At 69.6% G+C, this 5,321-nt stretch carries 5 protein-coding genes and 1 pseudogene; 2 read left to right on the top strand and 4 right to left on the bottom strand.

The features are described 5' to 3' along the window. Nucleotides 1–1,049, bottom strand: a pseudogene (locus I71_RS25345) (sensor histidine kinase); the annotation flags it as partial. A gap of 183 nt (nucleotides 1,050–1,232) precedes the next feature. Here I71_RS25345 and mtnA point away from each other — a divergent pair. Beyond that, on the top strand, nucleotides 1,233–2,324 hold the full coding sequence (gene mtnA / locus I71_RS25340) for an S-methyl-5-thioribose-1-phosphate isomerase (RefSeq protein ID WP_042700318.1): 1,092 nt from the start codon (nucleotides 1,233–1,235) through the stop codon (nucleotides 2,322–2,324). 12 nt (nucleotides 2,325–2,336) lie between these two features. On the opposite strand, the gene I71_RS25335 is transcribed toward mtnA, so the two are convergent. Then, on the bottom strand, nucleotides 2,337–2,555 hold the full coding sequence (locus tag I71_RS25335) for a hypothetical protein (protein ID WP_042700316.1): 219 nt from the start codon (nucleotides 2,553–2,555) through the stop codon (nucleotides 2,337–2,339). Nucleotides 2,556–2,965: 410 nt separating this feature from the next. Between I71_RS25335 and I71_RS25330 the strand changes: the two genes are divergently transcribed. Next, nucleotides 2,966–3,217 carry a hypothetical protein gene (locus I71_RS25330; protein ID WP_042700313.1) on the top strand — a complete coding sequence of 84 codons (252 nt, stop codon included), beginning with the start codon at nucleotides 2,966–2,968 and terminating at the stop codon, nucleotides 3,215–3,217. A 70-nt stretch (nucleotides 3,218–3,287) separates the two neighbouring features. Here I71_RS25330 and I71_RS25325 read toward each other — a convergent pair whose 3' ends face one another. Further along, nucleotides 3,288–4,058, bottom strand: a complete 771-nt coding sequence (locus tag I71_RS25325) for a hypothetical protein (protein WP_042700310.1) — start codon at nucleotides 4,056–4,058, stop codon at nucleotides 3,288–3,290. Nucleotides 4,059–4,092: 34 nt separating this feature from the next. Continuing rightward, nucleotides 4,093–5,247, bottom strand: coding sequence for a Do family serine endopeptidase (locus I71_RS25320; RefSeq protein WP_085940786.1), 1,155 nt, complete (start codon nucleotides 5,245–5,247; stop codon nucleotides 4,093–4,095). Between the last annotated feature and the right edge of the window lie 74 nt (nucleotides 5,248–5,321).

Genomic DNA, 5,321 nt, shown 5'->3' with positions numbered 1-5,321 from the left:
CGGTGCTGCACCTCCTTCAGCAGCACCTCCTTGTCGGTCACCGCGGCCTCCAGCTGGGCGTTGGCGCGCTCCAGCTGGGCGGTGCGCTGGTGGACATGCTCCTCCAGCGTGTCGTAGGCGTGCTGCAGGGCGTCCTCGGCCTCGCGCTCGCGGCGGGCACGCTGGATGGCGAGCGCGCCGATCACCGCCACCGTCGCGCAGGCCGCGGCGGCGAAGGCGGCATAGATCCACAAACGTTCGCTCCAGCGCCGCAGGACGCTGTCGGTGGCGATGGTCACCACCGCCGACAGGCCGGTGTCGCCGATCGGACGGCTCACGGTGATGTCGTCGGCATGACTGCCATATTCATCCCCGGCATTGCCGCCCATGGTGCCGCCGCCCTCCGGTTCGCGCAGAAGCGGCGTGCCGTCCGGCAGCAGGATGGAGATGCTGTGGCCATAGCCGACGTCGAGCGAGAGATAGACGTCACGGAAGGCCCGCGCATCCAGACCGGCCACCGCCCAGCCGCGCGGCAGGCCACCCGCAGCGGAATCGCCCGGCAGAGGTTGCGCCAGGGTGACCACCGGGCGCCGGCCCATCCGGCCGCCGCCGACGGTCATCCCGTCCCGCTTCAGCCCCGTCAGAGCGGCGCCCGGTGCGGCGTCCGGCAGCGTCGACAGGCGCAGGGCGCCGGCAGCATCGCGGATCTCCAGCCCGACCACATGGGGGGCGCTGGCCGCCAGTATCGCCATGCGGTCGCGGGTCGCCGCGTCGTCCGGCAGCGGTGTCCCGGCCGAACCGGCCAGCGTCGCCGTCTGGGTCAGCAGCAGGTCGCCCGACTCGATCAGCCGCGCGGCATGCTCCGCCGCCAGCAACCCGATGTTGCCGGCGACACCAGTCGCCTGCTGCACCGCCTCGTTGCGGTCGCGCCAGGCGAAGACGGCCGACAGCCCGATGGTCAGCAGAACCGCGGCGGTGCAGGCGATCAGGACCAGTGCCGAGCCGGGCAGCCGGTAGAGCGGAGAGGATTGGGAACGCAGCGCGCGCAACGGCATCGTGTCGGAAACCATCTGGGGATACGGCCACTTCATGCTTGGCCGGAAACGGTAACACCGGCCGGCGGGTGACGGTTCCGCCGAACGCTACCTGTGTTGAAGCGGCCGCGGCCACCGCCTATTGTGGGGTGCCGACAAAGACATCCCGCCTTGGTAAGGATAGGGCCGGGATGGATGGGGCAAGGGGAGGATGGTTTTATGCAGATCGACGGGACGGCCTATCGCACCATCTGGCCGGATGGCAAGGGAGCCGTCGCCATCATCGACCAGACCCGTCTGCCGCACGATTTCGCGGTCGTCCGCCTGACCGGCCTGGAGGACGCCGCCCACGCCATCCGCGCCATGCTGGTACGCGGCGCCCCGCTGATCGGCGCGGCGGCGGCCTATGGCGTGGCGCTGGCCCTGCGCGCCGATGCCAGCGACCGCGGGCTGGAGCGGGCCTGCGCCACCCTGCTGGCAACCCGCCCGACCGCGGTCAACCTGCGCTGGGCGCTGGAGCGCATGCGCGCCCTGCTGGCGCCGCTGCCGGAGTCGCAGCGTGTCGAAGCCGCCGAGGCGGAGGCCGCCGCCATCGCCGACGAGGATGTGGAGATCAACCGCTCCATCGGACTGCACGGTGCCGCCCTGATCGGTGCCGCGGCGGCGCGCAAGTCCCCGGGTGAGCCGGTGAATGTGCTGACCCATTGCAATGCCGGCTGGCTCGCCACCGTCGATTGGGGCACGGCGTTGGCCCCCGTCTATGCCGCCTTCGAACAGGGCATCCCGCTGCATGTCTGGGTGGACGAGACGCGGCCGCGCAACCAGGGCGCCAGCCTGACCGCCTGGGAACTGAAGCATCACGGTGTCCCCCACACGGTCATCGCCGACAATGTCGGCGGCCACCTGATGCAGCATGGCAAGGTCGATCTGTGCATCGTCGGCACCGACCGCACCACCGCGACCGGCGATGTCTGCAACAAGATCGGCACCTATCTGAAGGCGTTGGCCGCGCATGACAATGGCGTGCCCTTCTATGTCGGTCTGCCGTCGCCGACCATCGACTGGACCATTGCCGACGGCGTCCGGGAGATTCCCATCGAAGAGCGCGACGGCCGCGAGGTGAGCGAGTTGACCGGCCGCACCGCCGACGGCCGGACCGAGACGGTGCGGGTCACTCCCGACGGCAGTCCGGTGGCGAACTACGCCTTCGACGTCACCCCGGCCCGGCTGGTCAGCGGTCTGATCACCGAACGCGGCGTCTGCGCCGCCTCGCGCGATGGGCTGCTCGGGCTGTTCCCGGAGCGGGGCTGAGAAGGCAAGCGGTCAGGGACGGCGGTCGGCCAGCAGCCGCCGCAACAAGGGCCACCCCAACGGGCGCGAACCACCTTCGGCATTCTTGGCATCAAGCCATTGATCCGCCAGTTCACGGACCTGCCAGTCACCGAGAAAGCGGTCGCAGTCGATGGCGGTATAGAGCCGCACCCGCTCTTTTCCCAGCCTTTCGAAATAGGCAAGCGTTCTTTGGCGGTCGATGTCTTCCATAGGCCCCAATGAAACGGTGATTGCGGAACGGCCGCTCTGACATTTGCCGATCGACCGGATATTGGGAGAAGCCCGCCACCGGCGCAACTGTCCGTTCGTCGCTGCTCCCTCCCCCGGAAGGGGAGTGGTCCATCGCCCATCGGTATCAGGCTATCGACGGCGGGGTCGAGTAGCGGCCGGTGCGACGACCTCGTCGGACAAGGCGTTGATTCGGCGTCGCACCGGCTCTGTGTCCCGCATCGTCGGTACATCGAAGGGGTGGAAGGCTGCGGACGGATAGCGGCGATACCCCGAAATGGTCACAGCAACACCCGCCCTCACTCACCAAACATAAGCTTGACCGTCCTGCCCTGTCCGATGGTGCGGGCGGTCGGCTTATCGACGTGCCTGTGCTTTGAAGGAAGAGACCGATGAAGACCACGATGCGGACATTCACCACCGGAGCGACGGCGCTGCTGATCGGCGCGACCCTGCTTGGCGGCTGTTCGAACCTGAACCATCGCGAAAACCGCGCGCTGACCGGGGGTGCCATCGGGGCTGCCGGCGGTGCCGCCATCGGCGCCGTCACCGGCGGCAGCGCGATCTATGGCGGACTGCTGGGCGGTGCCGCCGGTGCGGCGGTCGGCGCCTTGACGGCCGACGAAGGCAAGCACCGGCATTGATCGGCAAGCGGGAACGCCATGGGGGGCGGGACGGTCGATCCGGCCCCCTTCCCTGCTGCTCCTCCTCCCTCTAATCCTCGTCGTCGTCCTCGAACTGGTCGAGGCTGAGCGACCGGACCTCGGTGCTGGGGCTCTGCGTCGGCGGGGCGGACGGCGGCACGGCAGGCGGGCGGCCGGCAACCGGGCGGGCAGCGGCGCGGCCGGGCGGCATATGGGCGTTCGGCCCCTTCAGCGGGCTGTTCAGCGTGCCGCGCGGGCCGATGCTCGGCTCGTCGCCGAAGTCGGGCAGCGGCGGAATGCGGTCCATCACCCGGCGGATCAGGGCGGCGATGCGGTCGGCCTCGGCACGAAGAGCCTGTCCGCGCTCCCCCTCGTAAAGCGGGTCGTCCAGGAATTTGCGGATTTCCAGGACGCCGCGCAACTCCACCCCGCACATCTCATGGGTGCCGATGGGCAGGGCCTTGACCCGTGCGAAGCTGGAGAAGAAGGCGGCGCTGCCCTCCACGAATTGGACCACCATGCGGGCGTGCAGACGCTCCAGCGCGGTGGTCATCGGATCGATCAGATCCTCCATCTCCTCCGGCGCCGCGTCCAGCCGTTCCTGGGTCAGGGCGGCCAGCGCGAAGAAGTCGCGCACCCGCCGGCTGAAGCGGCGGTAGCGGGCCAGCCCGCCGACCGACACCCGCTCGCGCGCCGTCTGCGCCAGCTCGGCGGACTGCTTCAGCATGCCGTCGAGCCGCATCAGCAGCGTCGCGATCTCGCGCTGGCGCTGGGCCGCGCTGCGGCCGGGCGATGGGGCCGGCGGAGCGGCCGGGCGGCGGGGTGGGGTGGAACGCATCATGCCGGTACGGGGCGGCTCCTCACAGCGGGCGGCGTCAACGCTGGGTGCGGACGGTGACGGACTTTTGCCCGCCCTCGCGCATCACCGTCAACTGTACCGGCGTGCCGACGCGCAGAAGACCGATGCGGTTGCGGAAATCGGTGGCGCTGCGGATCGGGCGTCCATCGACCGCGATCACCACGTCTCCGCTGCGCAGGCCGCCGCTGTCGGCCGGCGATCCGCGCTCGATCTTGGCGATCAGCGCGCCTTCGTCGCCCTTCAGGCTCATGCTTTCCGCCAGGTCCGGCGTCAAATCCTGGATGGCGACACCCAGCCGGCCGCGCCGCACCTCGCCATATTCGCGCAGCTGTTCCATCACCGACCGCACGATGCTGACCGGTACGGCGAAGCCGATGCCGACCGACCCGCCGGCCGGGCCGATGATGGCGGTGTTGATACCGATCAGCTCGCCCTGGAAATTGACCAGCGCCCCGCCGGAATTGCCGGGATTGATCGAGGCGTCGGTCTGGATGAAGTCCTCGTAGCCCTCGATCTTCAGCCCGCTGCGGCCAAGGGCGGAGACGATGCCGGAGGTGACCGTCTGCCCCAGCCCGAACGGGTTGCCGATGGCGACCACGAAGTCGCCGACCTTGGCGCGGTCCGAGTCGCCGATGGGCAGGGCGGTCAGCCCCTCCGCCTTGATCTGGAGAAGGGCGATGTCGGTGGCGGCGTCGCGGCCGATCAGCTTGGCGCGCAGGCGGCGGCGGTCCTTCAGGGTGACCGCGATCTCCTGTGCGTTCTCCACCACATGGTTGTTGGTGACGACATAGCCGTTGCGGGCGTCGACGATCACGCCGGACCCGGCGCTGACCTGCGGCTTGGACTGCGGCATCTGGTCCGGCAGGTTGAAGAAGCGGCGGAAGAACGGGTCGCGCAGCAGCGGGTTTTCCGCCTGGGGGGCCTGGCTCAGCACCGAGATGTTGACGACGGCCGGGGTCACCTGCTCCAGCATCGGGGCGATGGTGCCGCCGCCGGCAGAACCAGCCACCGCCCCGAGCGGAAGTGCCGCCTCCGCCGGCGAGGCGCCGAGGCCGACCGCGGAACCGAACCGGCCCAGCGCCGAGTCGGCCGGTGCGACCAGCACACCGCCGGTCAACGCCGCCATCCCGACCGCCGCCGCTAACACCACCGGACGCACCGCCATCCTCATGGCCTCTTCCTTTCTTGATGGGAATTTTTTGGGAGATCGTCATCGACCGGGCTGATTGGGACAAAGAGAAAGCG

The organism is Azospirillum sp. B506 (genome assembly GCF_000333595.1).
Classification (GTDB): domain Bacteria; phylum Pseudomonadota; class Alphaproteobacteria; order Azospirillales; family Azospirillaceae; genus Azospirillum.
Note: the sequence above shows the minus strand (reverse complement) of the source record. Positions and strands in the feature narration are given on the sequence as shown.